28 protein-coding genes are annotated in these 26,041 nt (G+C 67.7%); 19 read left to right on the forward strand and 9 right to left on the reverse strand.

What is annotated here, in order from left to right:
• The 7 genes from BN973_RS04475 to eccE all read left to right on the forward strand — a co-directional run.
• On the forward strand, nucleotides 1-332 hold a 332-nt coding region (locus BN973_RS04475), incomplete at its 5' end, for a PPW family C-terminal domain-containing PPE protein (protein ID WP_462138146.1).
• A 52-nt stretch (nucleotides 333-384) separates the two neighbouring features.
• Nucleotides 385-678 (forward strand): WXG100 family type VII secretion target, encoded by a 294-nt coding sequence (locus BN973_RS04480; RefSeq protein ID WP_025736522.1) that lies wholly within the window; start codon nucleotides 385-387, stop codon nucleotides 676-678.
• Between the two features lie 32 nt (nucleotides 679-710).
• Nucleotides 711-1,001: a WXG100 family type VII secretion target gene (locus BN973_RS04485; RefSeq protein WP_025736523.1), complete on the forward strand. Its 291-nt coding sequence runs from the start codon at nucleotides 711-713 to the stop codon at nucleotides 999-1,001.
• Between the two features lie 10 nt (nucleotides 1,002-1,011).
• Complete coding sequence (locus BN973_RS04490) at nucleotides 1,012-1,896, forward strand: ESX secretion-associated protein EspG (protein WP_036466227.1); 885 nt, start codon at nucleotides 1,012-1,014, stop codon at nucleotides 1,894-1,896.
• Between the two features lie 71 nt (nucleotides 1,897-1,967).
• On the forward strand, nucleotides 1,968-3,383 hold the full coding sequence (gene eccD / locus BN973_RS04495; protein WP_139830058.1) for a type VII secretion integral membrane protein EccD: 1,416 nt from the start codon (nucleotides 1,968-1,970) through the stop codon (nucleotides 3,381-3,383).
• Nucleotides 3,380-4,792 carry a type VII secretion-associated serine protease mycosin gene (gene mycP / locus BN973_RS04500; RefSeq protein WP_036466229.1) on the forward strand — a complete coding sequence of 471 codons (1,413 nt, stop codon included), beginning with the start codon at nucleotides 3,380-3,382 and terminating at the stop codon, nucleotides 4,790-4,792. Before eccD ends, mycP begins: the two co-directional genes overlap by 4 nt.
• Nucleotides 4,789-5,793 carry a type VII secretion protein EccE gene (gene eccE, locus BN973_RS04505; RefSeq protein ID WP_036466230.1) on the forward strand — a complete coding sequence of 335 codons (1,005 nt, stop codon included), beginning with the start codon at nucleotides 4,789-4,791 and terminating at the stop codon, nucleotides 5,791-5,793. Before mycP ends, eccE begins: the two co-directional genes overlap by 4 nt.
• Here the strand turns inward: eccE and BN973_RS04510 are convergent.
• Nucleotides 5,780-6,982, reverse strand: a complete 1,203-nt coding sequence (locus BN973_RS04510; RefSeq protein WP_036472032.1) for an alpha/beta hydrolase family protein — start codon at nucleotides 6,980-6,982, stop codon at nucleotides 5,780-5,782. The genes eccE and BN973_RS04510 overlap by 14 nt on opposite strands.
• A gap of 134 nt (nucleotides 6,983-7,116) precedes the next feature.
• Here BN973_RS04510 and BN973_RS04515 point away from each other — a divergent pair, with 134 nt between their 5' ends.
• Nucleotides 7,117-7,896, forward strand: a complete 780-nt coding sequence (locus tag BN973_RS04515; protein ID WP_036466231.1) for a trans-aconitate 2-methyltransferase — start codon at nucleotides 7,117-7,119, stop codon at nucleotides 7,894-7,896.
• Nucleotides 7,897-7,898: 2 nt separating this feature from the next.
• Here the strand turns inward: BN973_RS04515 and BN973_RS04520 are convergent, their stop codons facing one another.
• Nucleotides 7,899-9,260 carry a sulfatase family protein gene (locus BN973_RS04520; RefSeq protein ID WP_036466232.1) on the reverse strand — a complete coding sequence of 454 codons (1,362 nt, stop codon included), beginning with the start codon at nucleotides 9,258-9,260 and terminating at the stop codon, nucleotides 7,899-7,901.
• A gap of 183 nt (nucleotides 9,261-9,443) precedes the next feature.
• Entirely contained in the window at nucleotides 9,444-10,160 is a 717-nt protein-coding gene (gene bluB / locus BN973_RS04525) for a 5,6-dimethylbenzimidazole synthase (RefSeq protein ID WP_051641116.1), read from the reverse strand.
• Between the two features lie 49 nt (nucleotides 10,161-10,209).
• Between bluB and BN973_RS04530 the strand changes: the two genes are divergently transcribed.
• Together BN973_RS04530 and BN973_RS04535 are read left to right on the forward strand one after the other, a co-directional pair.
• Entirely contained in the window at nucleotides 10,210-10,494 is a 285-nt protein-coding gene (locus BN973_RS04530) for a hypothetical protein (protein WP_036466235.1), read from the forward strand.
• Between the two features lie 181 nt (nucleotides 10,495-10,675).
• On the forward strand, nucleotides 10,676-11,572 hold the full coding sequence (locus tag BN973_RS04535; RefSeq protein WP_036466236.1) for an alpha/beta fold hydrolase: 897 nt from the start codon (nucleotides 10,676-10,678) through the stop codon (nucleotides 11,570-11,572).
• Nucleotides 11,573-11,582: 10 nt separating this feature from the next.
• Here the strand turns inward: BN973_RS04535 and BN973_RS04540 are convergent, their stop codons facing one another.
• A complete protein-coding gene (locus BN973_RS04540) occupies nucleotides 11,583-12,062 on the reverse strand; it encodes a winged helix-turn-helix transcriptional regulator (RefSeq protein WP_036466238.1) in 480 nt (159 codons plus the stop codon).
• Nucleotides 12,063-12,170: 108 nt separating this feature from the next.
• On the opposite strand from BN973_RS04540, the gene BN973_RS04545 reads away from it, so the two are divergent.
• Entirely contained in the window at nucleotides 12,171-12,404 is a 234-nt protein-coding gene (locus BN973_RS04545) for a hypothetical protein (RefSeq protein WP_036466239.1), read from the forward strand.
• A gap of 242 nt (nucleotides 12,405-12,646) precedes the next feature.
• Here BN973_RS04545 and BN973_RS04550 read toward each other — a convergent pair whose 3' ends face one another.
• The gene (locus BN973_RS04550) at nucleotides 12,647-13,129 is read right to left on the reverse strand and encodes a hypothetical protein (RefSeq protein ID WP_036466240.1); all 483 of its coding nucleotides are present in this window, start codon (nucleotides 13,127-13,129) and stop codon (nucleotides 12,647-12,649) included.
• A gap of 104 nt (nucleotides 13,130-13,233) precedes the next feature.
• Between BN973_RS04550 and BN973_RS04555 the strand changes: the two genes are divergently transcribed.
• Together BN973_RS04555 and BN973_RS04560 are read left to right on the forward strand one after the other, a co-directional pair.
• The gene (locus BN973_RS04555) at nucleotides 13,234-13,881 is read left to right on the forward strand and encodes a phosphatase PAP2 family protein (protein WP_036466241.1); all 648 of its coding nucleotides are present in this window, start codon (nucleotides 13,234-13,236) and stop codon (nucleotides 13,879-13,881) included.
• Between the two features lie 74 nt (nucleotides 13,882-13,955).
• A complete protein-coding gene (locus BN973_RS04560) occupies nucleotides 13,956-14,636 on the forward strand; it encodes a L,D-transpeptidase family protein (protein WP_036466243.1) in 681 nt (226 codons plus the stop codon).
• Between the two features lie 2 nt (nucleotides 14,637-14,638).
• Here BN973_RS04560 and BN973_RS04565 read toward each other — a convergent pair whose 3' ends face one another.
• A complete protein-coding gene (locus BN973_RS04565) occupies nucleotides 14,639-15,112 on the reverse strand; it encodes a nuclear transport factor 2 family protein (protein ID WP_198048891.1) in 474 nt (157 codons plus the stop codon).
• Nucleotides 15,113-15,116: 4 nt separating this feature from the next.
• Nucleotides 15,117-15,737 (reverse strand): TetR/AcrR family transcriptional regulator, encoded by a 621-nt coding sequence (locus tag BN973_RS04570; RefSeq protein WP_036466246.1) that lies wholly within the window; start codon nucleotides 15,735-15,737, stop codon nucleotides 15,117-15,119.
• 38 nt (nucleotides 15,738-15,775) lie between these two features.
• Here BN973_RS04570 and BN973_RS04575 point away from each other — a divergent pair, with 38 nt between their 5' ends.
• The 4 genes from BN973_RS04575 to BN973_RS04590 all read left to right on the forward strand — a co-directional run bounded on the left by BN973_RS04575 (nucleotide 15,776) and on the right by BN973_RS04590 (nucleotide 22,821).
• Nucleotides 15,776-17,005, forward strand: a complete 1,230-nt coding sequence (locus BN973_RS04575) for a hypothetical protein (RefSeq protein WP_036466248.1) — start codon at nucleotides 15,776-15,778, stop codon at nucleotides 17,003-17,005.
• A 154-nt stretch (nucleotides 17,006-17,159) separates the two neighbouring features.
• Nucleotides 17,160-19,112, forward strand: a complete 1,953-nt coding sequence (locus tag BN973_RS04580; protein WP_036466249.1) for an Hsp70 family protein — start codon at nucleotides 17,160-17,162, stop codon at nucleotides 19,110-19,112.
• A gap of 91 nt (nucleotides 19,113-19,203) precedes the next feature.
• Nucleotides 19,204-19,590, forward strand: coding sequence for a hypothetical protein (locus tag BN973_RS04585; protein WP_036466252.1), 387 nt, complete (start codon nucleotides 19,204-19,206; stop codon nucleotides 19,588-19,590).
• A 54-nt stretch (nucleotides 19,591-19,644) separates the two neighbouring features.
• Nucleotides 19,645-22,821 carry an adenylate/guanylate cyclase domain-containing protein gene (locus BN973_RS04590; protein ID WP_198048892.1) on the forward strand — a complete coding sequence of 1,059 codons (3,177 nt, stop codon included), beginning with the start codon at nucleotides 19,645-19,647 and terminating at the stop codon, nucleotides 22,819-22,821.
• 4 nt (nucleotides 22,822-22,825) lie between these two features.
• Here BN973_RS04590 and BN973_RS04595 read toward each other — a convergent pair whose 3' ends face one another.
• Nucleotides 22,826-23,542: a DUF3060 domain-containing protein gene (locus BN973_RS04595; RefSeq protein ID WP_036466254.1), complete on the reverse strand. Its 717-nt coding sequence runs from the start codon at nucleotides 23,540-23,542 to the stop codon at nucleotides 22,826-22,828.
• Between the two features lie 47 nt (nucleotides 23,543-23,589).
• Between BN973_RS04595 and BN973_RS04600 the strand changes: the two genes are divergently transcribed.
• The gene (locus tag BN973_RS04600) at nucleotides 23,590-24,606 is read left to right on the forward strand and encodes an NADP-dependent oxidoreductase (RefSeq protein ID WP_036472034.1); all 1,017 of its coding nucleotides are present in this window, start codon (nucleotides 23,590-23,592) and stop codon (nucleotides 24,604-24,606) included.
• 253 nt (nucleotides 24,607-24,859) lie between these two features.
• Here the strand turns inward: BN973_RS04600 and BN973_RS04605 are convergent, their stop codons facing one another.
• On the reverse strand, nucleotides 24,860-25,489 hold the full coding sequence (locus tag BN973_RS04605) for a hypothetical protein (RefSeq protein WP_036466256.1): 630 nt from the start codon (nucleotides 25,487-25,489) through the stop codon (nucleotides 24,860-24,862).
• A gap of 117 nt (nucleotides 25,490-25,606) precedes the next feature.
• Here BN973_RS04605 and BN973_RS04610 point away from each other — a divergent pair, with 117 nt between their 5' ends.
• Nucleotides 25,607-26,026, forward strand: coding sequence for a MarR family winged helix-turn-helix transcriptional regulator (locus BN973_RS04610; protein ID WP_036466259.1), 420 nt, complete (start codon nucleotides 25,607-25,609; stop codon nucleotides 26,024-26,026).
• The last annotated feature ends 15 nt before the right edge of the window (nucleotides 26,027-26,041 follow it).

A 26,041-nucleotide genomic window follows, 5' to 3' on the forward strand; every position in this document is an offset into this window, starting at 1 on the left:
GGGCCGCCGCCGCGCGGCGGCGCCGACGGGCCGCGATGCGGGATCACGGCGACGAATTCATCGACATGAATGTCGATGTCGACCCCGACTGGGGTGCCGATGAAGAGGAGCTGGTGGCAGCCGCGATGGCTTCGGGAAGTGGAGCCGGGCGGTTGGGGTTTGCCGGAACCGCGCGCAAAGACTCGGATCTGCAAGCGTCGGGATTGACCGAGCTGGCCGGCGACGAGTACGGCGGCGGCCCGCGGATGCCGATGGTGCCGGGAACCTGGGACCGCAACGGCGCGGGCCCGCGCGAACCCGATGAAGCGGGGGGAGGGGGCAAAGACAACTAGATATGTCAGCCAAGCATCGAAATCGTAAGGGACAGAAGAGAAAGGAAACGTTATGAGTCTTCTGGATGCGCACATTCCGCAGTTGGTGGCCTCGCAATCGGCGTTCAGCGCCAAGGCGGCCCTGATGCGCAGCACCATCCAGGGTGCCGAGCAGGAAGCGATGGCCGCCCAGGCGTTCCACCAGGGCGAGTCCTCGGCGGCATTCCAGGCCGCGCACGCCCGGTTCGTGGAGATGGCCGCGCGGATCAACACCCTGCTGGACATCGCCCAGGCCAACCTCGGCGACGCCGCGGGCACCTATGTAGCCGCCGATGCCGCGGCCGCGTCGGGCTACACCTCGTTCTGAGCTGACCACCACCAACCGCGAAAGGACTTGAGATGTCGCAGATTATGTACAACTACCCGGCGATGCTGAGCCACGCCGCCGACATGTCGGGCTACGCCGGCACCATGCAGGGTCTCGGCGCCGACATCGCCACCGAGCAGGCGGCACTGCAGAACGCCTGGCAGGGTGACACCGGGATGACCTATCAGGTCTGGCAGGCCCAGTGGAACCAGGCCATGGAGGCGTTGGTGCGCTCTTACCAGGCGATGGCGAGCACGCACGAAAACAACACCCTGGCCATGTTTGCCCGCGACACGGCCGAAGCCGCCAAGTGGGGCGGCTAGTCCTTCCTCGATGAGTGTGGAGCCCAACGCCGTCGAGCTGACGGTCGAAAACGCGTGGTTCATCGCCGAAACCATTGGAGCAGGCAGCTTCCCGTGGGTTTTGGCGATCACGACGCCCTATCGCGACGCCGCGCAACGCGACGCGTTCTTCCAAGAGCAGAAGGACGAGTTGACCCGGATGGGTCTGATCGAGCCCGACGGGTCCGAAACGGGACGAGTGAATCCGGCGGTCGCCGACTGGATCAAGTTGGTGTGTTTTCCCGACCAATGGCTGGATTTGCGCTACGTGGGCTCCGCCAGCGGTGCCGGCGAATTGCTGCGGGGTGTGGTCGCGCGGCGCGCCGGCACCACCGGCAAATCTTCGATGACCGTCGTCGCGTTACGCAGCGCGCAGCTGGTCACGTTCACCGCCATGAACATCGACGATGCCCGGGCACTGGTTCCCGTCCTCGGTGCGGGCTTGGGCCAACGCCCGCCGGCGCAGTTCGCGGAATTCAGCATGCCGGCGCGCGTCGGAGCCCGGGCCGACGAGCGGCTGCGCGCCGGTGCGCCGCTGACCGAAGTCCTTGACTACCTGGGTATTCCGCAATCGGCACGCCCGGTGGTGGAATCCGTTTTCACCGGTCCGCGTGCGTACGTCGAGATCGTCGCCGGCTGCCGTCGCGACGGGCAGCATGCAACCACCGAAGTCGGAATGAGCATCGTCGACACCACCGCGGGCCGGATCCTGGTCAGTCCGTCCCGCGCGTTCGACGGCGAATGGGTCTCGACGTTCGGTCCGGGAACCCCGTTCGCGATCGCCGTCGCGATCGAGCACTTGACCGCCTGCCTGCCCGATGGCCACTGGTTCCCCAATCAGCGGCTGTCCCGAGACCTGTCCACCCAATACGCGTAAGTCACAACGAGATAGAGAGAGAACACGATGTACCAGGCTGATTTGAGGGTCCGGTGACGTCCGGCGCCGTCATGCCCATCGTTCGCGTGGCCATCCTCGCGCACAGCAGGCTGACGGAAGTTGCCCTGCCCGCCGAGCTGCCGCTGCGCGAAGTCCTGCCCGCGGTGCAGCGATTGGTGGTCCCGACGGCCCAGAACGGCGACGGCGGTGACCCCGACGGTGCACCGCGCACCGGCGCGGTCTCCCAACTGAGCCTGGCACCGATCGGGGGTGCGCCGTTCAGTCTGGACGCCAGCCTGGACACCGTCGGCGTCGTCGATGGGGATCTGCTTGCGCTGCAGCCGGTTCCGTCCGGCCCGGCCGCGCCCGGCATCGTCGAGGACATCGCCGACGCCGCGATGATCTTCTCGACATCCCGGCTCAAGCCCTGGGGCATCGCGCAGATCCAGCGCGGGGCGCTGCTCGCGGCGATCGCGGTGGCTTTCCTGGCGACGGGCCTGGGAGTGACCTATCGCGTGGCCACCGGCGCGCTGGGCGGGCTGGTAGCGGTCAGCGTGATCGCCGCGGTGACGGCAATCGCGGGCTTGTTCGTCACGCTGCGGTCGGAACGCACCGGCATGGCGCTGTCGATGTCGGCGCTGGTGCCGATCGCCGCCGCCCTCGCGTTGGCGGTGCCCGGAAAGTTCGGGGCGGCACAGTTGGTGTTGGCTGCCGCCGGTGTGACCGCGTGGTCGCTGATCGTCCTGATGGTCCCGACCACCGAGCGGGAGCGCATCGTCGGTTTCTTCACCGCCACCGCGGTGCTTGGGGCCGGGGTGTTGTTGGCCGCGGGTGCCGAATTGCTTTGGCAGTTACCGATACTGACCATCGGTGCCGGACTGATCGTGGCGGCGCTGCTGGTGACCATCGAGGCGGCGCAGCTTTCCGCACTGTGGGCGCGCTTCCCGTTGCCGGTCATTCCGGCGCCGGGTGACCCGACTCCGTCGGCGCCCGCACTCCGGGTGCTCGAGGACCTGCCGCGCCGGGTGCGCATCGGTGATGCCCACCAGAGCGGCTTCATCGCCGGCGCGGTGCTGCTCAGCGTCCTGGGATCGGTGGCCATCGCGCTGCGGCCCGAGTCGCTGAGCGGGTGGGGCTGGTACGTGCTGGCCGCCACCGCGGCGACCTCCGTGCTGCGGGCGCGCGTATGGGATTCGGCCGCGTGCAAGGCATGGCTGCTGGCTCAGCCCTTCCTGGTGGCCGGCGTCCTGCTGGTGTTCTATGCCTCGACCGGACGTTTCCTTGCCGCACTGATCGCGGCGGCGGTGCTGGTCGTGCTGGTGCTGGCCTGGGCAGTGGCGGCGTTGAATCCGGCTATCGCCTCGCCGGAAACGTATTCGTTGCCGCTGCGCCGTCTGCTGGGCTTCGTTGCGACCGGTCTGGACGCTTCGCTGATTCCCGTCATCGCCTACCTGGTCGGCCTGTTCGCCTGGGTGCTCAATCGATGATTCGTGCCGGATTCGCCTGCCTCACCGCGGCGTTGGTCTTCTCGCAGGCCATTGTGCCGTGGGGCTGTCCGCAGGCTTCGGCGATCAGCCAGCCGGTGGTCGACCCCGGCGTGGCGCCGCCCAGCGGGGCCGCGGGGCCGGTGCAGCCGATGGAGCAGCGCGGGCCGTGCGCGATCTCCGATGTCATCGGCGGTAGCGATCCCGCCGCCGTGACGCCCAGTCAGGCGATGCTGAATCTTCCTGCGGCATGGCAGTTTTCCCGCGGCGAGGGCCAGCTGGTGGCGGTGCTCGACACCGGTGTGCGGCCGGGGCCGCGGCTGCCGAATGTCGATCCCGGCGGGGATTTCGTGGAGACGACCGACGGCCTGACCGACTGCGACGGCCACGGCACGCTGGTCGCCGGCATCGTCGCCGGCCAGCCGTCCCCCGAGGACGGCTTCTCGGGTGTGGCACCCGCGGCGCGGGTGCTGGCGATCCGGACGGCGTCGGGCAAGTTTTCGCCGCGCGCACCGGGCGGCGATCCGATGGTCGCGCGGGTGTCCCTCGCAGTCGCGACGCTGGCGCGGGCGATCGTGCACGCGGCCGACCTCGGCGCCCGGGTGATCGACATCTCCGAGGTCACCTGCATGGCCGCCGACCGGCCCGTCGACCAGGCCGCGCTCGGTGCGGCGATCCGCTTCGCAGCGGTGGACAAGGACGCGGTGATCGTGGCGGCCGCCGGCAACACCGGGTCTACCGGATCCACCGGCGGCGGAATGTCCTGCGAGTCAAACCCGCTCACCGATCTCAGCCGCCCCGAGGATGCGCGGAACTGGGCCGGTGTCACGTCGGTATCCATCCCGTCGTACTGGCAGCCGTACGTGCTGTCGGCGGCTTCCCTGGCAGCCGACGGGCAGCCGTCGAAATTCACCATGTCCGGTCCGTGGGTGGGTGTCGCGGCTCCGGGCGAAAAGATCGTGTCGGTGAGCAATCGCGACGGCGGCGGTCTCGCCAACGGCCTGCCCGACGAGCATCAGCAACTGAGCGCGCTGAGCGGCACCGGCTACGCCGCCGGATACGTGGCGGGCGTCGCGGCACTGGTCCGCAGCAAGTACCCCACCCTGTCCGCCACGGAGGTGGTGCGCCGGATCACCGCGACCGCGCACAACGGCGCCCGGGCGCCGTCCAACGTCGTCGGCACCGGGAGTGTGGACCCGCTGGCGGCCCTGACCTGGGAACTGCCCGCGAGCACCGGGCCGGCCGCAACGCCGGCGAAGCCGGTCGCCGTGCCCCCGGCACCGGCGCCGAAAGACAACACCGGCCGGACCGTCGCGTTCGCCGGGACTGCCGTGCTGGCGTTGATTGTCGCGGCGGTTGCCGCCGCGGCCGCGATCACCGCCGCGCGTCGACGGAAGGAGACCACCTCGTGAGCTCGATCCCGATTCCGGGGAGCGCCCGAATCACCTTGGCGGCGATGGCAATAGTGCCCGCGGCGCTGGCCTACCCTTGGCACTCGACTCGCGACTACTGGTTGCTCGGCATCGCCGTCGTGGCGGTGATCGTGTTGTTCGGCTGGTGGCGTGGACTGCATTTCACCACGATCCTGCGGCGGCGGCTGGCCATCATGAGCCGCCGTTCCAATCAGACCGACGAGGCCGACACGCAATCCGTCGCCGCCGCGAAGACGACCGCGTTGGTGCGGCTCGGCCCGTCCAGCGAAGACGGCGCGGTGCTGCCGCTGGAGCTGATCGCCCGGTACCTGGACCGATACGGCATCCGCGCCGACAAGGTCCGTATCACCAGCCGCGACAACGCATCCGATGCCTCGCGGCGCGAGACGTGGATCGGTATCACGGTGTCGGCCACCGACAACCTGCCGGCACTGCAGGCGCGGTCCCCGCGCATCCCGCTGTACGAGACCGCGCAGGTCGCCGCGCGCCGGCTCGCCGACCACCTTCGCGAGATCGGTTGGGAGGCAAACACTGTCGCGACCGACGACGTGCCGCGCTGGCTGACGGCCAATGCCCGCGAGAGCTGGCGTGCGGTGCAACGGGGCAACTCGGATTTCGTCGCCGCATACCAGATCGTCGTCGATGCGGGCCTGCCCGCGACGCTGGAGGCCATCCGGTCGCATCCGGCCCGCGAGACGTGCACCGCGCTCGAGATCGCGTGCTCGGGTGACCAGCACACGGTCGCGGCCGCGTGTGCCTTCCTCACCGACGCGCTGCCGGAAGGCGCCCCGCCGGTGGCCGGACTCATCCCGCAGCGCGGCAACCAGGCGCCGGCGCTGGCGGCGCTGGATCTGCTGTCCACGCAACGACTTGACGGCCACACCGACCCGCCCGCCGACCTGTTGGCGAGTCTCGACTGGCCGACGCCGGTCACCGGTGCGCACCGCGCGGCGCGGACCGAGGCGGCTAATCCAGCATAAAACCGTTCAGGAAGCCGGTCATCCGGCGCAGGTAGTCCAGCTGGCTCGTGTGCAGCACGTGACTGCCCGGAAACCAGTGCAGCGCACAGCGATCCCAGTGCTCCCAGAGCATGACCGCTTGCCCTGGCGGGGCCATTCGGTCGGCGAGGCCGGTGATGATCATCCGCCGGTCTTTGGGAAGCTGCGGCCGGTAGTTCAGTGGGCAGTGGTAGGCCAGTCCGGCGTCTAGTTCGTCGCGGTTTATGCCGGACATCGCGAGCCCCAGTCCGACCAGTTTGTTGGCCGGGAACCACTGGTCGAACATCGTCGCCGGCGTGACGACCGGACAGTTGGGAATGACGGCGTCCAACCGGTCGTCGACGGAGGCCACCAGCGCGGAGGTATAGCCGCCGAGCGAAAGGCCGGTCAGCGCGATGCGGTCGACGCCGGTGTGACGCAAATAGTCCACGATAGACCGAAAGTCGTGCACGGCCTGGGCCATCGATTCGGCGAACCCGCTGAGCCCGCCGGCGAAAAAGCCGAAACCACTGAACGGCGAGCACTTTTCGGCACGTTGACCGTGGAACGGCAAGGTGTACAGCAGCACGTCGTAGCCGGACCGGTAATACCACGGCATCGAGAAGAAGCGTCCGTTCGCCAGATATGACGATCCCATGAAGCCGTGGATCACGCACAGCGTGGGACGCGGGCCGTCGTCGTGGCGCCAATGCTGGGCCCGCGCGATGTTGTTGGACCGCCAGGCATTCCACCGGTCGCGCATCGCGGGGTTGATCGCCGTGAAGCTGCTGGGAAACGAGATGTTCTCGACGGTGCCGCGGGCGATCCACCTCGCGATCCGGCCTGCGGGCCGAGACGAGACCCGCGGCAGTTCGGTGGGTGCCGGAAACGACTTCGCCGGATCATGCTCGGCGCCCAACTCGGCGTAGAACTTCAGGTTGGCGCGTTCGCTGCCGGATTCGGTGTGGCGCAACGCGGTGGCCACCACGACCGGCGCCGACGTCGCGGCCAGCAGCGACGACACCCAGGTGCGCAGTGCGATATCACCGGCCGCCGAGGCCGCGACCACCCTGCGTTCGTGCGGCGACAACGCCGAGAGCGGGGGCAATCCGTCCGCGCCGCGTGGCACGTCGGCACCGGGAACGTCCGGAACCGGAATGGGCGGATCGATCGGATCGGTGTCGAGCCCCACGAATGCCGATGCTATCCCGCTCGGGCGGGTTCGGTGCGGATTGGCGGGCCAGTAGGGCGGCGCGGGGTTGCCATGCGGTAATACGGTTTTGTCTATATCGCCGACCAGCCGCGGCATCGATCGGGAGGACCGACATGTGGGATCCAGACGTCTACCTGGCATTTGCGGACCATCGCAGTCGCCCGTTCTACGACTTGCTCTCGAGAGTGGGGGCCGAGCGGGCGCGCCGGGTGGTCGACCTGGGCTGCGGGCCCGGCAACCTGACGAAGCACCTCGAGAAGCGCTGGCCCGGCGCGGCCATCGAGGCGATGGACACCTCGCCGGAGATGGTGGCCGCCGCCCGGGAACGCGGTATCGACGCCTCGGTCAGCGACCTGCGGGACTGGAAGCCGAAACCCGACACCGATGTGGTGGTCAGCAACGCCGCCCTGCATTGGGTTCCCGACCACGCGGACCTGCTGGTCCGGTGGGCCGGCCAACTGCCGGACCGATCGTGGATCGCGGTCCAGATTCCGGGTAACTTCGAAACCCCGTCGCATGCGGCGGTGCGGGCCGTCGCGCGCCGCGAACATTACGCAAAGACATTGAAAGACATACCTTTCCGAGTCGGGGCGGTGGTGCAGCCGCCGGCCCACTACGCCAATTTACTGATGGATGCCGGCTGCCGGGTCGATGCCTGGGAGACGACATACCTGCACCAGCTGACCGGGGAACACCCGGTGCTGGAATGGATTACCGGCACGGCGCTGGTCCCGGTGCGCGAGCGTCTGGACGACGCCGGCTGGGAGCAGTTCCGCGAGGAGCTCATCCCGCTGCTGGACGACGCCTACCCGCCCCGGGCCGACGGCACGACGATCTTCCCCTTCCGGCGGGTGTTCATCGTCGCCGAGGTCGGCGGCGCCGCCCGCGGTTAAGGCTATTGTTCGACGCCGCGGTCGGCGGCGATCGCCGAGCGGCTCGTCGGGGTGGTGTGGTGGATCTGCAGATACGTTTCGGTGTAGCGCATCGCGATGCGGGTGCCGGCGAAGTCCGACGGGATGACGTCGCCGGTGCGTTGACGCCAATCACTAAGGCGCACAGCTAAATCGGCGGCGATCGCGTCCATTCCCGGATCGCCGTCGGCCAGCAGATTCGTGGTCTCGGTGGGATCGGTTCGCAGATCGTAGAGTTCGCGGTCCGGACGCGGAGATTTGACGAACGGCGCCACCGCCACGCCCGACGGACTCTCTTCGATATCCCACGGCAGGTCCAGTAGCGGGCGCGGCACGTAGTTCTCGATGTAGCTGTATTCCTTTGTGCGGATTGCCCGAATCGGATCGAACGAGTCGTGGTAGGTCTTCATCGTGTACACCTGCTCACGCACCGGATCGGCCGGGGTCTCGGGCGCGAGCAGGGCATGCGCGTGCGAGACGCCTTCGACCTCGCCGGGCACCTCGACGCCCAGCAGTTCCAGCAACGTCGGGACCAGGTCGACACCGCTGAACAGCTCCTCGTACACCTGAGGCACTGCGGCCCGCCCGGTGGGCGGGCGGATGAGCAGGGCGATGCCGGTTCCGGCGTCGTACAGGGTGGATTTCGCGCGCGGAAAGGCCGGGCCGTGATCGGTGAAGAACACCACCCACGTGCTGGCATCCAGACCCGTCTCGGCCAGCGTGTCCAGCATCCGCCCCACCGCGGCGTCGGCGGTGGCGATCGCACCGTAGAAGTCGGCGAGATCGCCGCGCACTTCCGGGACGTCCGGCAAATAGTCGGGCGGATCGACGGCGGCGCTGTCGGCCGGCTCGTAGCGGTCCCGCGGGTAGGGCCGGTGGGTTTCGAAGAATCCCGCCGTCAGCAGGAACGGTCGTCCACCCCGCGCCGTGACGTCGTTGCGCAGCCAATCCTGGACCTTCTCCACCACGTAGTCGCAGTAGGAGTTCGACACGTCGAACTCGTCGAACCCCAGCCGTTTCGGGTACGACGTCTCGTGCTGCATACCGAAAAGCGCCGAATACCAGCCCGATTCGGAGAGAATCTGAGGCAAGGTCTGGACTCCGGCGCGGTATTCCCAGCCGTGGTGGGCCAAGCCGACGAGCCCGTGGCTTTGTGGATAGCGACCGGTGAACAACGACCCCCGCGACGGTGTGCACAGCGGCGCGGTGGCGTGCGCCCGGGTGAACAGGATGCTCTCGCCGGCGAGCCGGTCCAACCGCGGGCTACTGACATCCGAGTGACCGTAAACACCGAGATAGCGCCCGAGGTCGTGCCAGTGCACGATCAGTACGTTGTCGCGGGTCATCTGCGTCCTCTCACCTTGCCTTGCGACCGGCGACGATACCCGCAGCGGCGTGCGATGAATCTGGGTGTACCACCCAGTCCCCTTCGCCGAACGTGCTCTGACGGTGGGGTTTCGGCGATTTTTTCGCCATCAGAGCACGTTCGGCGCCTGGCACGCCGACGTGGCCGACCGCCGGCGCGTGCGTCACACCGACTCGGCCGGCACCGGCTGGCCGGGCGGCTTACCCCACTGGTTCTCGGAGACGAACTCCGACAGCGGTCGGGCGTGGGTCCAGCCGTCGAGCTCCAGTGCCGGCCGATCCGGAAACTCGGGCACCGGGCCGACGCACAGGATGGCCACCGGCTCGGCATCAGCGGGCATTCCCAGCAGCTCGGCCAGGGGTTGAGGATCGAACAGCGAGACCCAGCCGACCCCGAGACCTTCGGCCCGGGCGGCCAGCCACAGGTTCTGGATCGCGCAGGACACCGACGCGAGATCCATCTGCGGCAGCGTGCGCCGGCCGAAGACGTGCACGTCGCGCTTGTCGGCCAGTGCCACCACCAGCAGCTCGGCGCACTCGAGAATGCCCTCGACCTTGAGCCGCAGAAACTCCGCGCCGCGTGGTCCCAGCGCCTCGGCGGTGCGCGGGCGTTCCTCGTCGACGAGCGCGTGGATACCGCGGCGCAGCGCGTCGTCGGTGATCCGGATGAAGCGCCACGGCTGCATCAGCCCGACGCTCGGTGCGGCGTGCGCGGCCTGCAACAAGCGGGCCAACACTTCCTCGGGCACCACGCTGCCGGGCACGAACCGGCGCATGTCTCGCCGTTCGGCGATCACCCGGTACACGACGCGACGATCCTGTGAGCTGAACGCGTGTTCGCTCACAGCGCTGTCGGAGTGCTCGCCAGGGGACAATGGCATTAGCGTCAATCTATCGCGCAGTCCCACAACACGACCAAGGGAGCGTGCAGTGAAATATTCCGACGTGCTCGACCAGCTGCCCACCGACAGTGACGGCCGGCGTGTCTGCGGCCGGCCGTTCGAGACCGGCGACGGTGCCACCGTGATCCTGGTCGATAAACCCGTGGGCGTCTTCGTTATCCGCGAGGGCAAGGCGGCGTGGGTGCCTGCCGTCGACGCCAACCGGGTCGCGCTGATCGGCGTGATCACCGGCCTGCTCGCGGCGGTCATCGGCAGTCTGGCGGTGCTGCGGCAGCCGCCGTGGCCGCTGATGACGATTACCGAAGAACGGTAACGTCGGCCCGCGGAGTTATTTTCCGCCAACAAATTTCGGCGTCAGTGCTGCGGCGATTGCGCGCAATAACCCAAGTACTACATCGTGTAGTAGTGGTTGCCACGGTGCCATTCGATTCCTCGCCGCTAATGTGAGACGTCGACTGGGCTGACTTTCCTCGTGAACACCGAAGGGCACGAACTTGTTTTCCCGCTCTCACCTGGCGCCGGCTGAGCCGTCTTGGTTCAGCCACGCGCTCGGTCAAAAGCCGGATCATCGTGATGTCGACGTCGACGGCTGCCGTATCCACCTGCGCACCTGGGGCGATCCCGAACAACCGCCGGTGGTGTTCGTCCACGGTGGCGCCGCGCACTCCGGTTGGTGGGACCACATCGCGCCGTTCTTTTCGCGTACCCATCGGGTGATCGCGCCGGATCTGTCCGGACACGGTGACAGCGGCACCCGCGCCGGCTACGACCTGGAAACCTGGGCAACCGAACTGATGGAGATCTTGCCGGCCGCCGGGGTCTCGGGCCGGCCCACCATCGTCGGCCACAGCATGGGCGGTTGGGTGGCCTCGACCGCGGCGATGCGTAATGGCGACGAGATCAACAGCGTCGTGGTGATCGACTCCCCGCTGCGCGACCGCGCACCCGAGGCGGCGCGGCTGCGCAACCGCAAACGCAAAGAATACGGATCGCGCGAGGAAATCCTGTCGCGATTCGCGCCGGTGCCCCCGCAGGAATTGGTGCTGCCCTACATCGCCAAGCACATCGCCGCCGAGTCGATACGCAAGGCCGGCAAGAAGTGGGTCTGGAAATTCGACCCGACGATTTTCGACGGTGATTTTCTCGAGCCAGAACCCGCCGACGAAGAGTCGTTAGAGACCATGATCGCCCGAATGCATTGCCGCATTGGGTATCTGAGCTGTGAGGCCGGATTGGCATCCGCTGCCATGGGCGAGCGGCTGCGCTCCATCTTCCAGCTGAGGGGGCCATTCGTAGAGCTGGCCGAAGCGGGCCATCATCCCATGCTCGATCAACCACTCCCGCTGGTCGCGACGTTGCGCACCCTGCTCGAATTCTGGTCGATCACCTAGGCGTTCGCCGCTACGCGCCGGGTGCCGGGCGGGCGCCGGGTCCGGGTACCGGGTGCAGGTCTCGAGCGGTCAGCACAGTGCCGTCGTGGGGGCAGCGCAAGATGGCCTCGACAGGATGGCCGCAGTCCTCGTGCAAGATCCTGACCGGAGGTCCGTCCGCATCGGCCTGCCAGCGGTCACCCCATTGCATCAGGGCGATGACGGCGGTGATGAGGTCCAATCCCTTGTCGGTGAGCCGGTATTCGTGCCGTTCGCGTTGTCCAGGCTCGCGGTAGGGAACCCGCCCGAGTATCCCGGCCTCGGTCAGTGTCACCAGACGTTCGCTAAGGACGTTGCGTGCGCAGCCGATACGAGCGTGGAACTGATCGAATCGGCGCGCACCGTAGAACGCCTCGCGCATCACCAGCAGGGTCCACTTTTCGCCGACGACGTCGAGTGCCCGCTTGATCGAGCAATTGTCGGCGACATAGCGGTCGCGCAGGTCGGACATCCTGCCAGGGTATCAGAGTTTGACATTGCAACCCAGCCTCCTCTAGTCTGCGTTGTATAAAGCAACTCAGGGTGGTGGCCCGCCACCGCAATCGGAAGGCAGAAGGCTATGCCCATGCTCGACGTCTACATCCCCGACCAGGCCCTATCCGCGGAAGCCGAAAAAGGCTTGCTGCGTCAGCTCGCCGAGATCCTGATCGAACACGAGGGCGCCGGCGGACGCGTAGTCCGTCTTGCCGACATCGCGGGCGCGGTGCTGCGCGACCCCGACAAGGGGCGCGAGTATGCCCAGCAACGCCTGTCCGCGCGGCAGGCCACCTTGGCGGGATCGACCGGTGGCTGACCTCGCGGTCGGGGCCAGACGGCCCGCGGCCAACGAATGGCCCGTGGCAAGGCCGCGCGGCGGATCGCCCCTTGGTCGACAGCTCGCACGCTGGCTCACCGATAGCGCCATTGCTGTTCGCGCCCTGGTCATTACACCGCGACGAAGCCCCCGGCCCGCTCAACCGCACTACCGCCGGCGCGAAAGCTTCGTGGAGGACGCGGCGATGTCCCGCGAGATGTTCAGACTGTGAGCCGGCCCGGTCACGGAGAGTAGGTCACGCCGACCGCGCGGACGATGCAGTCCGGCGCCATGTCGAACGTCAACGACCGCCGTGGTAGCCCGCTGAGCACATCGGCCGGAATGGCGGCCTTGTAGAGCAGCGTCAGTTCCCCGGTGAACTTCTCGTCGACCTGTGCGACGTCGACGTTGACCTCCAACCCCGCCGACGAGATCTCGGCCCTCGCCGCGCCGGCCTGCGGGGCATCCCAGGGCACGTCGACGGTGACGCCGGCCAGCTTCGGCAGCATCGACAGCGTCGCGAGTACGCGATGGCGGGTGAGCACCAGTGAGCCGGTGTAGTAGGCGACGCTGTGCGGCAGCCGCACTCCGGGGATGGCGCCGCTGAACCGCCTGGTCACCGGGACGTAGTCGGCGAGGTAGAGCAGGCCTTCCGCCTCGACCCGAGCGTGCAGATCGTCGGGGAGCTTGCCGATGCCGAGCAATCTGCGGACAAAGACCGCCATGACGCCAGTATGACGCGGACGCGCCCCCTAGCCGCCCTGCGGAGACGTGTGGACGTCCATAACCCCCACGCTCGCCGCGGTGGGCGCCCTGGTATCGCTTAGGGGTGATTCGCCCACGGCGGTCGATGGCCGTTTATGCCGCGCTCCTGGCCGTGGCGGTCTACGCGCTGATGTGGGTGGGGTACCGGCAGGACTGGGGCTGGCTGCATCGGATCGACTGGTCGATGCTGAACGCCTCGCGCGACACCGCGCTCAAGCATCCGGCGTGGCTGCGCTGCTGGGAACTGCTGACCAATGTGTTGGGGCCGGTCCCGCTGCGGCTGCTGGACACGGTGGCGGCGGTGGCCGCGCTGGTGTGGCGCAACGTGCGCGCGGCGCTGCTGCTGTCGGCCTGCGGGCTGTTCAACGGATTGGTGACGCAGGCGGCCAAGGCGTTGGCGGATCGGCCGCGACCGTCGACCATGCTGGTGCCGATTGCCCAGACGTCGTTTCCGTCGGGGCACGCGCTGGAGACGACGGCCTCGCTGCTCGCCCTGTTGGCCTTCGTGGTTCCGATGATGAGCGCAATGATGGGTCGCGCCGCGGTCGCGGTGAGCGCGGTGATTCTTGTGCTGGTGGGGTTTTCACGCGTCGCCTTGAACGTGCATTACCCGTCGGACGTGGTCGCCGGCTGGGCGCTGGGATACCTCTACGTGTTGCTGTGCCTGGCGGTGTTTCGTCCTAAACCGCTGCCGCGGTGGGCTTTTCGTTGATCACGGCGCCGTGACCCAACCGGGGCTAAAGCTTGACTTGACCCTGAGGTCGGCGTCGCCTGACGATGGATTGCATGCGCCGATTGCTAGCTTCGCTGTGTGCTGTGGCGTGCTGCGCGTGGGTATCGCTTGTGCTCGCGCCGACGGGAAGTGCCGCGCCGACGGGCAACCCATTGGCCGGCACGCCGTGGTTCGCGAACCAGGTTGGCAATGCCACACAAGTGGTTTCGGTCGTCAGCACTGGCGGCTCCAACGCGACGATCGACATCTACCAACGCACCACTGCCGGCTGGCAGGCGCTGCGGACCGGCGTACCGACGCACGTCGGGTCGGCGGGGATGGCGCCGCAGGCCCGCAGCGGCGTGCCGGCCACCCCGACCGGCGTGTACAGCCTCGACGCCGCGTTCGGCACCGCGCCGAATCCCGGTACCGGGCTGCCCTACACCCAGGTCACCGGACCCAACTACTGGTGGAGCGGCGACGACCACAGCCCCACGTTCAACTCCATGCAGGTGTGCCAGAAGGCGCAGTGCCCGTTCAACACCGCCGAGAGCGAGAACCTGCAAATCCCGCAGTACAAGCACGCGGTGGTGATGGGCGTCAACAAGAACAAGACCCCCGGCGGTGGCGCCGCGTTCTTCTTCCACACCACCGACGGCCAACCCACCGAGGGTTGCGTCGCTGTCGACGATGCTCAGCTGGTGTCGATCATGAAATGGCTGCGCCCCGGCGCGGTCATCGCGATCACCAAGTAGAGCTAGTCCGCGATCGCACGACCGGGTTTGAGCGTGAAGCTCATGCCCTCCAACGACATTGTGGCGTCGTAGGTTCGGTCGTAGCCGGTGCCGCAGATCTTCCAGCCGCCGTCGGTGCGCCGGTAGGTGTCGCGGTAGAAGGCCGCGCCGATCAGCATGAAATTGAGGTCGGCGACGATCACGCGGTCCTGCAGATACCAACTGCCCGTTGCGGTGTCGCCGTCGACGACGATGTCCGGATGCGTCACCCGGTGTTCGGTGATCACGTTCGCCGGCAGCGACGTCCGCATGTACTCGACCAAGTCGGCGCGGTTGGTGAAGTGCAACTCGTTGCCGATCGAGGGCCCGTAGTCCGCCTTGATGTCCTCGGCCAGGGTCTCGGTGAAGTCGTCCCAATGCTTGGTGTCCAGCGCGCGCAGGTATCGGTATTTGACTTGCTTGATGGCTTCGATGTCGGCCAGATCGTCGAGGGTCATCCCGTCATTGCAGCACACGGGTGACCATGTCGATCAGGGCCCGTCGCTCCAGACTCCAATCGATGGTCGTCCCGGTGACCATCTGGGCCAGCACCACACCGCGTAGCGTGGCCCAAATCACCTCGGCCACACCCGCTTTCGCGGGATCAGTGGTGATCAGCCGGCCGAGCTGGGCGATCGCGGAGTTCATTTCGAGCAGGTGTCGTCGCGAGGAATCGCCGAGGCTGCCACGGGTTGCCCGCAGGATCTCGAACGCGGCCATCGACGTCGGGCTGCTGTAGCAACTCCACGCGGTGTCGACGACGACTTCGATGCGCTGGTGCGGCGGTAGCTCGCTGACGTCGGCCGACGACAAGCTCGCGATCAGCCGGTCCACCCCGTCGTCGACGACCGCCATCAGCAGGCCGTTGCGATCGCCGAAGTGGTATTGGATGACGCCCCACGTGACGCCGGCGCGTTCGGCCACATGCTTGGCGGTCGCGGCAGCGAAGCCTTCCTCCTGGATGCAGCGCACCGTCTCGTCGATGATCTTGGCCCGGGTGTCGTCGCCACGTTTGCGCGGCGCACTGGTGCGCCGGGTCGGGCCGACCGAGCGCGCTGGTGTCTGGCCTGCGGCAATGGACATTGTTGACTTTATAACATAGTCGAGTCTATTTTTGTAGCGTGAGCAGCCCCTCGCGATACGCGCAACTGTCCCGTGCCGAGCTGGCCGTGCTGGTTCCCGAACTGCTGCTGATCGGGCAGCTGATCGACCGATCCGGAATGGCCTGGTGCATTTCCTCGTTCGGCCGCGAGGAGATGGTGCAGATCGCGATCGAGGAGTGGGCGGGCGCCAGCCCGATCTATACCCGGCGCATGCAGGAGGCGCTGAACTACGTGGGCACCGACGTGCCCACCATTTTCAAGGGCCTGCAGCTCGACATCGGCGCCCCACCGCAATTCATGGATTTCCGCTACACCGTGCACGACCGGTGGCACGGGGAATTCCATCTCGACCACTGCGGCGCGCTGCTCGACGTGGAGCCGATGGGTGAGCAGTACGTGTTCGGGATGTGCCACACCATCGAGGATCCGACGTTCGATGCGACCGCGGTGGCGACCAACGCCAAGGCTCAGGTGCGCCCGATCCACCGCCCGCCGCGGACGCCGGCCGACCGGCATCCGCACTGCGCGTGGACCGTGAAGATCGACGAGTCCTACCCGGAGGTGCAGGGCATTCCCGCGTTGGACATCGTCCGCCAAACCCGGGCCGCGACTTGGAAACTCGATCCCATCGATCCCTCCGACGAGGGCCAGGCGGACTACTCGGGTCCGCTGCTTTCCGATTTCGACTTTGCCGCCTTCTCCCATTCGGCATTGGTCCGGATGGCCGACGAGGTCTGCCTGCAGATGCATCTGCTGTATCTGTCCTTCGCGATCGCGGTGGCCGCCCGCGCCGCCGACGAGGCCGAGGCCATCTCGGTGTGCACCAAAGGCCTGATCGGTATCGCGGGCCTGGCCGCCGAACGCATTCACCGCGCGCTGAAACTCCCCGGCGGAATCGAAGGCGTGCTGAAGGTCCTTCAGTTGCACCCACTGCTGAACCCGGCGGGTTATGTTGCCGCGGAGCTGGAGTCGAACCGGCTGCACGTCTACCCGTCGCCGGCGCACGACGACGGGTCCTGGATCTCGTTGTGCTCACCTAAATCCGTGCAGCCGCTGCAGGCGATCGCCACGGCGATCGATCCGCGTCTGGAAGTCCGAGTTAGCGGAACTGCCGACGACTGGACTGCCGAGCTAATCGAAACCGACACTGACGCCGAGGAACTGCCTGAGGTTTCGGTGGTCCGAGTCAGTGGCGGAGCGACCTTCCAGTTCGAGCCGAGGCGTTCGCTGCCGTTGACGGTGGTCTGACGCGCGGCCTTTTGTCAAGGGGTTTGCGGTACCACTTCGGTGACACAACCGCATCGAGCGGATACCAATGACGTTGCGAAGCATCGGCTTTGCGCGTGTCCGCGGCTATCGTTAACGCTGGCCACCGACCCCTATAGACGAAAGTATTCGCTCTATGTACGACCCACTTGGGTTGTCGATCGGAACCACTAACCTGGTCGCAGCGCGTGACGGAAGCCCTCCGGTTTCACGTCGGGCGGTACTAACGCTGTACCCGCACTGCGCGCCGAAAGTTGGTCTACCCGAAGAGGACCCGAAGCTCACCGAGCCCGGCATGTTGATGAGCGGGTTCGTCGACCGCGTCGGCGACTCGGTGGCGTTGGTGTCCGGTGATGGTTCGGCTCACGACCCCGACCTCTTGATGGTCGAGGCGTTGGACGCGATGGTGTTGGCGGCCGGTGCGGACGCGGGGTCCTCGGAGATCTCGATCGCCGTTCCCTCGTACTGGAAACCCGCTACCGCCCAGGCATTACGCAACGGACTGCGCACCCATCTGGGCTTCGTACGAAGCGGCATGGCGCCGCGGCTGGTGTCGGATGCGATCGCGTCGCTGACCGCGGCGAACGCCGAGCTGTGTCTTGCCGCGACCGGAGTCGTCGGGTTGCTCGATTTCGGCGGCTCGGGAACCTCGGCCACCCTGGTGGACCTGGCGGGCGATTTCAAACCGCTCAGCGCCACAATGCGTTACACGGACTTCTCCGGCGACGAGATCGACGCGGCATTGTTGCTGTGCGTGTTCGAGGAGCTGGGACATGGCAGTGGCATCGACCCGGCCAGCACCGCCGCGGTCGGACAACTCGCCCGGCTGCGCGAGCAGTGCCGCACCGCCAAAGAGCGGTTATCCACCGAAGGCACAACGGAATTCGTGGCCGAGCTCGGTGGACGCCGGGCCACCATGAAGTTCACCCGTGACGAGCTGGGCGACCTGATCCAGGACCGGCTGACCGGGTTCATCTACGCGTTCGACGACATGCTGTGCCGGCACCGCAAGAGCTGGAGTGACCTTTCCGCGGTGATCACCGTCGGCGGTGTTGCCGGTATTCCTCTTGTCAACGAACGTCTTTCGGTGCACAGCCGCCGACCGGTCATGTCGCCGGCGAAACCCGCATTCGCGTCCGCATCGGGCGCGCTGTTGCTGGCCGCGCGCGGGGAAGAACTCGACCTGCGCACCCGCACGTCCATCGGCTTGCTCGCCGCATCGTCGGGCGCCGACATCATCGAACTGCCCGCCGGCGACCTGTTGGTGATCGACGAGGAAGCGCTCACCGATCGCGAATTGGCCTGGTCGCAAACCGAATACCCCGGCGACATCCGGGTGCCATACACACCCGAGGCCTTTGACGAGGACAGCAACCCCGGTGGCTGGTCGATGCGGTTGAACGTCATCGAGCCACCCCGGGAACGCGCGTGGCGCCGGGTACGGCTGTCGCAGTTGGTCGTCGGGATGTTCGCGCTGGTGGCCATGACCGCTATCGGCGGCGTGGCGTACACGCTGACGGGCATCGAGAACCGCCAGGCTCCGCCGCTGCCGTCGGTCGCACCCGTGCCGTTGCCACCGGTCAGCACGCTGGTGCCCAGTCCGGTCCCGCCCACGGCGGTGTCGCCGCCGCCCCCTGCCGCGCCGGTGCCCAGCACGGTGCCGCCCCCGCCGCCCGCGCCGGAGCCGTCGCCGTCTCCCGCGCCGCCCCCAGTTGTGGTGACCACGCAGCCTCCGCCGGTGCACACCACGCACCGGCCGCCGCCGCCGCCGCCGACGACCCAGACCTCCCAGCCCGCACCGCCGCCGACGACGGCGATGACGACCCCGACTACCGAGCCGCCGCCGCCGTCGACGACGCCGCCGACCACCTCGACGACGGTGCCCATGACCACGCAGTGGATCCATGTTCCGCTGCTGCCGGTCCCGATCCCGATCCAGGTGCCGGCCAGTCAGGCACCGGCGAACCCGGCCCCGCAATACCCGGCCCAGCAATATCCCGGGGAGTATCCGGGCGGCGGCTACGGGGGCGGCTATCCCCCCAGCGGCGGCGGGTACTCGCAGAACCCGTTCCTGGGCCCCGGCTATTAGCGGTGGCATTCGGCTGGGAGCAAACTCCGTGGCGGATCCCCGCGCGCGGGCGCACACTGGGCATTAACGCTACGAGCTGCTAGGAGGCCACGTGGGCGAGCACGGTGCATTCGGGTTTGATCCCGAGGAGTTCGATCGGGTGATCAGGGAAGGCAGCGAGGGACTGCGTGAGGTGTTCGAGCGGATCGGCAGGTTTGCCGCCGCTCCGGGCACCCGGACGGGCTTTTCGGCATTCTTCGACGACCTGTCCCGGCGGTCCCGCTCCGGCCCGGAAACCGCGGGTGAGGCCGGTGACGGCGTTTGGGCGATCTACACCGTGGACGCCGCGGGCGGCGCTCATGTCGAACAGGTGTATGCCAGCGAGCTCGACGCGCTGAGGGCGAACAAGAACAACGTCGACCCGAAGCGCAAGGTGCGTTTCCTGCCGTACGGCATTGCGGTCAGCGTCCTCGACGACGATGCGGAAGAGCAAACGTAAGTTGCCGATTTCCGGGCGTTCCCACTAGCAGGGATTCCGCTTAGGGTTTCAGACGTGACGCCAGCGTCGTCGGTGTGCCAGGTGTGCGGCTCCGAGCCGCGCCAGGGTGCGCGTTTCTGCGATGCCTGCGGCAGTCCACTGGCGCCGGCCGCCGAGCCCGCCGAATACAAGCAGGTGACCGTCCTGTTCGCCGATGTGGTGCGGTCGATGGACATCGCCGCGTCGTTGGGCCCCGAGCGGCTGCGGGAGGTGATGACCGAACTCGTCGATCAGTCGGCAACCGTGGTCCAACGATACGGCGGCACCGTCGACAAGTTCACCGGCGACGGCATCATGGCGCTATTCGGGGCACCAATCACGTTGGAAGACCATGCTTTTCGCGCATGCCTTGCGGCGCTGGAAATCCAGGAGGTGGTCCGCCAGCTGGCGGTCGAGGTGGGCCGCCGGGACGGGATCGACCTGCGGTTGCGGGTCGGGCTGAATTCCGGCCAGGTGATCACCGGCGAGGTCGGCGCGACTCATCTGGGCTACACCGCGGTGGGCGAACAGGTCGGCATGGCCCAGCGGATGGAAACGGTGGCGCCGCCGGGCGGCATCATGCTCAGCGAGTCCACCGCACGGCTCGTCGAGGACCGCGCCGTGCTGGGCGAGCCCGAGACCGTGCACATCAAGGGTTTCGCCACCACCGTGCCGGCCCGGCGGCTGCTGGCCGCCGACGGTGAGCGCCGCAAGGCGCGCCACCAGTCCCGCCTGGTGGGGCGCCAGCGGGAGAAGGACGCCGTCGCGCAATTGATGGAGCAGGCCAGCCGCGGTTCGGGAGTCGTGATCACGGTGACCGGCCGGCCGGGGGTGGGCAAGACCCGGCTGGTCCGTGAGTCGTTGGCGATGGCCCGCGGTGCCGGGTTCGAGGTGTCCGTCACCTACTGCGAATCCCATACCCGCGAGATTCCGTTCCAGGTGATCTCCCGGCTGCTGCGCAGGGTCTTCGGCCTGGGCGGGCTCACCCTCGAGGTGGCGCGGGCACGGGTGCGCGCCGAAATCCCGGCGGCGAGCAACGAGGATCTGGTGCTGCTCGACGACCTGCTCGGCATCCGCGACCCCGACATGCCCTGCCCGGACATCACCCCGGACGCCCGGCGTCGCCGGCTGGTCGACCTGATCAACACGATTTCGCTGGCGCGGCCCGACTCCGCGGTCTACGTCATCGACGATGCCCAGTGGATCGACAGCGTCAGCGAATCGCTGCTCACCGAATTCGCCGCGGCGATACCGGGAATGCGCGCGACGCTGCTCGTCGTCTATCGACCCGAATACTCGGGGCCGTTGGCGCATATCCCGGGCGCTCATGCGTTCACCCTTGAGCCCCTGTGTGATTCGCATATCACCGAATTGATCAACGAGCTGCTGGGGGCCGACCCGTCGGTGGCCGGATTGCCGACGGTGATCGCCGACCGGGCGGCCGGCCTGCCGTTCGCCGCCGAGGAGATCGTGCGTGATCTCGCCGAGCGGGGCGAGCTCGAGGGTGCGCCGGGCGCCTACGTGTGCGTACGCGAAGTGCGCGAAATCCAAGTTCCGGCAACCCTTCAGGGCATTATCGGGGCGCGTATCGATCGGCTCAACGCCACCGCGAAGCGCACCCTGAACGCCGCGGCCGTGATCGGCGCGCAGTTCGACACCGAGTTGCTGAAATGCCTGTTGGGCGCGGTCGACGTGGCCCCACTGGTCGAGGCGGCGCTGGTCGAACAGGTCGGCTTCACACCGCACGAGACGTACGCCTTCTGCCATCCGCTGATCCAGGCGGTGGCCTATGAATCCCAGTTGAAGGCCGGCAGAGCCGAATTGCATCGACGGGTGGCGGCGGTGCTGCAGCGTACCTACGGCGAGTTCACCGGTCAGGAGGCCTCGATCGTCGCCACGCAGTACGCGGCGGCCGGGGATTTGCGTGAGGCCTACGAGTGGTACATGCAGGCCGGGACTTGGTACGGCGGACGGGATATCCGCGCCGCCCGGGCAAGTTGGCAACAGGCGCAGCGGTTCGCCGACCGGCTCCCCGAAGATCACCCCGACCGGCTGGCCATGCGCATCGCGCCGCGAGCCCTTTTGTGCGGCAGCGTGTTTCAGGTGGGTGGTACGCCCGAGGAGACCGGATTCGACGAATTGCGCGCGCTCACGACGCAGGCAGGCGACAAGCGGTCGTTGGCGGTCGGCATGGCGGGCCACCTCACCACCCTGACGTTCAACTCCAAGCATCGAGAAGCGGCCGCGATGGCGATGGAGTTCGCCACACTCGTGGAGTCGATCGGCGACCCGGCGATGACCGCCGGGCTGTTCTATGCCGCCGCGCAGGCCAAGTGGGAGGTCGGCGAGGCGACCGAATGCCTGCAGTTGGCCCAACGGATCATCGACGTCGCACGCGGCGATCCGACCATGGGGAACTTCGTGATCGGCTCCCCGCTGGCCTGGGCGATCACGTTAAAGGGCGCGGCCGGAATGTTTTTGGGCCGGCCGGGCTGGCGACAGGACCTCGAGGAGGGCATCGCGATGGCCCGCTCGTTCGACCCGACCACTCTCCCGTTCGCGCAGCTCTACAAGTATGCGGCCGCGGTGCAGAACGGCGGGGTGCTGCCGACTGCCGAAGACGTGGCGCAGACGGCCGAGTCGCTGGAAATCGCCCGGCGCTCCGGCGACAACGCCGCATTGGCGTACGCACTGGTCAATCGGGCCAACGCGCTCATCCACTGCAACGACGAAGGAGCGGAGGAGGGCTTCGAATACCTGGCCAAGGCACACAGGGAGATGCTCGTCGACGAGAAGCTGATCGTCGCGATCCGCCGCATGACCGACGCCGAAATCGCCCGCGGGCGTGCCAGATCCGGCGATCTCGACGGCGCCATCGACCTGGTTTCCCGGATTCTCAACGCGCAGTTCGACGCCGGGACGATGATGTTCCGGGCGCCCGCCACCACCGTGCTGGTCGAGACACTGCTGGCCCGCGGCGGCCCCGGCGATGTCGAGGCCGCCGAGCGTGCGATCGACAGGCTGGCGGACGTCCCGACCGAGCCGGGGTTCGTGCTGCACGAAATCCCGGTGCTGCGGCTGCGGGCGCTCCTGGCCCGAGTCCATGGCGACGAGTCCGGCTATCGGCAGTTCCTGCAACGCTTTCGGGCCAGGGCGCAAGACGTCGAATTCGAGGGCTATGTGGCGCTTGCCGACGCGATGGACGCCGACTGACGCGTCAGCCCTGCGCGACCACGTTGTCGACGCCGGAGTTGGAGATCTTCGGCGCGCCCGAGTGAAACGTCACCCGGTTGCTCATCCCCGACGCTTCGATGGAGTCGGCAGCATCGACGGTGACCGAGTTCTTCATGCCGGACACCGTCAGGCTCGCGCAGTGGCCGGTGATCACGATCGTGTTGTTGATCCCGCTGACCGTGACCTCGTTGTCGTTGCACGTGATCGATTTGTTCTCGTCGATGCCGGAGATATCGAGCGGCGCGCCCTGTGGCGGCATCGCCGACGTCGAGGGAGCCGAACTGAGGGTCGGGCTCGTCGCGCTGGTCGACGGCCGCGGACTGCGCGTAGTGGCGCGCGGTGGCTTCGTCACCGTTGTGGTCGTCACCTCTGAGGAGATAATCGACCGGACCGAGGAAAGCTGGTGTGCGGCAAAGGCTGCGATGACACCCGCGAGCACCAGCACGGCGATGACGATGATCGTGCCCACGATCCACCAGGTGCGGTTGCCAGACGGTTTCGGCGAAGGCCCGCCGTAGGGGCTGCCGTAGCCGTACATCGGGGGTGGCGGTGGCGCCGAGCCGTAGGACGGCGGCGGCACCGGACCCGGGGGCGGTGGCGGGTAACCGGGGCTGTCTCCCAATTCGGAAGCGCGCGCGGTCTCCGCCAGCGGCCGCTCCAGGTCCCGAATTCTTTTTTCCGGGTCATCCTGCGATTCCATGGACAGATGCTCCCACCAGACGGCGTCAAATGGGTAGTTTCAGCAGCGTGCCCGACATGCCCAATCGCCAGATCCTGCTTCGTCGTCGCCCGACCGGGCTGGTTGCACCCGACGACACCGAGCTGATCACCCGGGCGGCACCCGAGCCCGGCGACGGAGAAGCGCTGGTCCGAACCACCTACGTCGGCCTCGACGCGGCCGTCCGGACCTGGCTGAACGACCAGCCGAGTTACCTTCCGCCGGTGCAGCTCGGCGAGGTGATCCGGGCGGCCGGCATCGGCGAGGTCGTCGCGTCGCGGTGCGACGCCTACGCCGTCGGCGACGTGATCACCACGCTCACCGGTTTCCAGGAATACGTGATCATCCGCGACGACGTGTTCAGCACGCCCATCCCCGGCGAGGACGACCAGCTGGCGATCATGTCGGTGTACGGCCCGACCGGTGCCACCGCCTACTTCGGCATGACCGACATCGGTAGGCCCAAGGCCGGTGAGACGGTGGTGGTCTCGGCGGCGGCGGGTGCCACCGGATCGGTTGCCGGGCAGATCGCCAAGATCGCCGGCGCCCGGGTGGTGGGCATCGCGGGCGGGCCGGAGAAATGCCGGGCGGTGGTCGAGGACTTCGGTTTCGACGCGTGCATCGACTACAAGAACGAGGACGTGTCCGCCGCGCTCAAGCAGCATTGCCCGAAACGCGTCAACGTCTACTTCGACAACGTCGGCGGGCCGATCCTCGATGCGGTGCTCGGCCGGCTCGCCAACAACGCCCGCGTCGTGCTCTGCGGCGTCATCTCCAGCTATCTGACCGGCGAGCACCCGGGACCGGCCAACTACGTGAACCTGCTGTCGAAGACGGCGCTGATGCAGGGATTCAACGCACTCGACCAATGGGGCCGCTTCGACGAAGCCTTTGCCTCCCTGCGTCAATGGGAAGCCGAAGGCCGGCTCAAGCACCGCCAGACCATCTTTGAGGGCATCGAGTCGTGCGTCGACGCCCTCAACGGGTTGTTCACCGGGGCCAACATCGGCAAGACGTTGGTCAAGATCAGCGAGCCTTCGGCCTGAAGCGAACGCCCGGCTGCCCGGGCACCCGCGTCTCAGCGCCCTACCAGCCGGGCACTCGGCCTCGCCGGGCACTCGGCCTCGCCCGGCCGGCTGTGCCCGGCACTCGGCCTCGCCCGGCCGGCTGTGCCCGGCACTCGGCCTCGCCCGGCCGGCTGTGCATCCAGGGCTTTGAGTGTGCGCCGACGGCGGCCTCGCCCGGCGTGTCGCGGCCACAGACGCACACGCAACGCCGTCGGCGCACACTCGCCCCGCGTCAGTCCTCGCCGAGGACGCGGTGCAGCGTCTTCTTGGCCTCGCGCAGTGCCTCGAGAACCTTGGTTCGCGCCTCGGCGAGCTGTTGCTTCTGCTCGTCGGTGCCCGTCCAGGTGATCGTGCGCGCCAGGCCGGCGATCTCGAACATCTCCCGGCGAATCTTGAAGACGTCGCCGAACTGACCCGCGCGCTTGAGGAAAGCGTGCGCCGTCTGACTGCTGACGCCGCGCCACTTCAGCAGGTTCTGGCCGAACTCGGTCAACGTCGCCACACCGTTGTCGACGGTCACCACGCCGCGACCGTCGAGCAGGCCGATGGCCAGCTCCGCGATTTCCTGCGGAGGGGTGAGCGCGCCGTCGGTCGCGTCGGACACCCGCTGCACGACCTGCGCGGCGTCCGCCGGCCCGTCGAGCAACAGCGCCGCGGTCACAAATGCCGCGCGCTTGAGCGGCGGACGACCACCGGGACCGAAACCTGGGCCGCCGGGGCCGCCATGACCCCAACCGCCGTGCTTGCCCCAGCCGCCCCCGAAACCGCCGGGACCGCCCCCGAAACCGAAGCCCCCGAAGCCGGGACCACCGAAACCGCCCCCGAAAGCGCCGGGGCCGCCGAACAATCCGTCACCAGACATCCTTGTCATTCCTTTCCATATCGGACCATCAAGCTCCTTGATACCACCGACTCCGGCAATGTCAACAAAGTTGATGGTTCGGTGCGGCAACGATGCGGCACATGTCAGCATGTGGACATGAGCGCTTCCCATGACGAGCCGTTGGGCTTCCTGTTGTATCGGGTGATGGCCTCGTTGCGACCCCAGGTCGCCGCGGAGCTCAAGCCGCTGGGAGTCGGCCTGCCCGAATTCGTGTGCATGCGGATCCTGGCCAAGCATCCCGGGCTCACCAGTGCGGAGTTGGCTCGCGGCACCAACGTCTCCGCGCAGGCGGCCAACCAGGTGCTGCGTGCCCTGGAGGACCGCGGTGTGCTCAGCCGCGCGGCCTCGGCACCGGCCGGGCGCGCGATGCCGGCCCAACTGACCCGGAGTGGCAAAGCCCTGCTGAAGCGCGCGGACGCCGCGGTGGCGGTGGCCGAACGGCGAATTCTGATCCGGCTCGCCGCAGAGCAGCAAAGTCAGCTCAAAGAACTGCTCTATGCTGCGGGCACCCCTTGAACCGAAGGTGTCAGG

The sequence above is a fragment of the Mycobacterium triplex genome, assembly GCF_000689255.1.
Lineage (GTDB): Bacteria > Actinomycetota > Actinomycetes > Mycobacteriales > Mycobacteriaceae > Mycobacterium > Mycobacterium triplex.

Coding starts and splice junctions, on each gene's coding strand:
- BN973_RS04480 (WP_025736522.1), top strand. CDS start 385: ATGAGTCTTCTGGATGCGCACATTCCGCAGTTGGTGGCCTCGCAATCG.
- BN973_RS04485 (WP_025736523.1), top strand. CDS start 711: ATGTCGCAGATTATGTACAACTACCCGGCGATGCTGAGCCACGCCGCC.
- BN973_RS04490 (WP_036466227.1), top strand. CDS start 1,012: ATGAGTGTGGAGCCCAACGCCGTCGAGCTGACGGTCGAAAACGCGTGG.
- eccD (WP_139830058.1), top strand. CDS start 1,968: ATGCCCATCGTTCGCGTGGCCATCCTCGCGCACAGCAGGCTGACGGAA.
- mycP (WP_036466229.1), top strand. CDS start 3,380: ATGATTCGTGCCGGATTCGCCTGCCTCACCGCGGCGTTGGTCTTCTCG.
- BN973_RS04515 (WP_036466231.1), top strand. CDS start 7,117: ATGTGGGATCCAGACGTCTACCTGGCATTTGCGGACCATCGCAGTCGC.
- BN973_RS04520 (WP_036466232.1), bottom strand. CDS start 9,260: ATGACCCGCGACAACGTACTGATCGTGCACTGGCACGACCTCGGGCGC.
- bluB (WP_051641116.1), bottom strand. CDS start 10,160: ATGCCATTGTCCCCTGGCGAGCACTCCGACAGCGCTGTGAGCGAACAC.
- BN973_RS04540 (WP_036466238.1), bottom strand. CDS start 12,062: ATGTCCGACCTGCGCGACCGCTATGTCGCCGACAATTGCTCGATCAAG.
- BN973_RS04545 (WP_036466239.1), top strand. CDS start 12,171: ATGCCCATGCTCGACGTCTACATCCCCGACCAGGCCCTATCCGCGGAA.
- BN973_RS04550 (WP_036466240.1), bottom strand. CDS start 13,129: ATGGCGGTCTTTGTCCGCAGATTGCTCGGCATCGGCAAGCTCCCCGAC.
- BN973_RS04560 (WP_036466243.1), top strand. CDS start 13,956: ATGCGCCGATTGCTAGCTTCGCTGTGTGCTGTGGCGTGCTGCGCGTGG.
- BN973_RS04565 (WP_198048891.1), bottom strand. CDS start 15,112: ATGACCCTCGACGATCTGGCCGACATCGAAGCCATCAAGCAAGTCAAA.
- BN973_RS04570 (WP_036466246.1), bottom strand. CDS start 15,737: ATGTCCATTGCCGCAGGCCAGACACCAGCGCGCTCGGTCGGCCCGACC.
- BN973_RS04580 (WP_036466249.1), top strand. CDS start 17,160: ATGTACGACCCACTTGGGTTGTCGATCGGAACCACTAACCTGGTCGCA.
- BN973_RS04595 (WP_036466254.1), bottom strand. CDS start 23,542: ATGGAATCGCAGGATGACCCGGAAAAAAGAATTCGGGACCTGGAGCGG.
- BN973_RS04605 (WP_036466256.1), bottom strand. CDS start 25,489: ATGTCTGGTGACGGATTGTTCGGCGGCCCCGGCGCTTTCGGGGGCGGT.
- BN973_RS04610 (WP_036466259.1), top strand. CDS start 25,607: ATGAGCGCTTCCCATGACGAGCCGTTGGGCTTCCTGTTGTATCGGGTG.